The following is an 879-nucleotide window of genomic DNA, read 5'->3' as shown; positions in this document are numbered from 1 at the left end:
ACCTCTAAATCGCTTGGGCCATAAAATTTATCAACATTCCGGTAAATGGTTACAAGAAACGGCTGCAGAGAAACTCAACCAACGTGACCAGTTGATCAACCCGGGACATGCTCAAGTACTTATTCTAGGCATGGGGCGAATTGGTACCGGTGCATATGACGAGCTACGCGCACGTTACGGCAAGATTTCTCTGGGGATTGAGATCCGTGAAGAAGCAGCGCAACAACACCGTTCAGAAGGACGTAATGTCATTTCAGGGGATGCTACCGACCCAGATTTGTGGGAACGAATCCTAGATACTGGTCACGTAAAGTTAGTTTTATTGGCAATGCCACACCATCAAGGTAATCAAACGGCACTAGAACAACTTCAGCGTAGAAACTACAAAGGGCAAATTGCCGCTATTGCAGAATATCCAGACCAACTAGAAGGTTTGTTGGAAAGTGGTGTGGACGCTGCCTTTAATATATACAGCGAAGCAGGTAGTGGTTTTGCGCGACACGTGTGCAAACAACTCGAACCTCAGTTCACTTCGATAAAATAACCCTAAAAATACGCAACAACGCCACTACCAATTAAAAGCCTTTCTATCAATAGAGAGGCTTTTTTGTTTGATTTTCATACCAAACCTTAATTCCATTCATCAAAACAACAAATAAGTTAAATATTATTTAATCAACAAGGCTTTTTATCATTTTTTTAATCACAAAACGTTGCTTTTTTTACTCAGAATGGCAAATTGAATCCATACCGATTAGAAATTGTTTAGTTTAGAAAGGATGTTGTATGTGTTCAGTATTTGGGATTTTAGACATTAAAAGTGATGCAGCGGCACTGCGTCCTATCGCGTTAGAAATGTCGAAAAAGCTTCGTCACCGT

1 protein-coding gene is annotated in these 879 nt (G+C 40.8%); it reads left to right on the top strand.

Annotation, left to right across the window (positions count from 1 at the left end; genetic code table 11):
* Positions 1–544: NAD(P)-binding protein (locus R7R78_RS25105; RefSeq protein ID WP_225474498.1), on the top strand; the 544-nt coding region annotated here is incomplete at its 5' end.
* Positions 545–879 lie beyond the last annotated feature (335 nt).

This window comes from Vibrio sp. 2134-1, assembly GCF_033339495.1.
The sequence above is the reverse complement of the archived record's forward strand: the minus strand, read 5'-3'. Positions and strand labels throughout refer to the sequence as shown.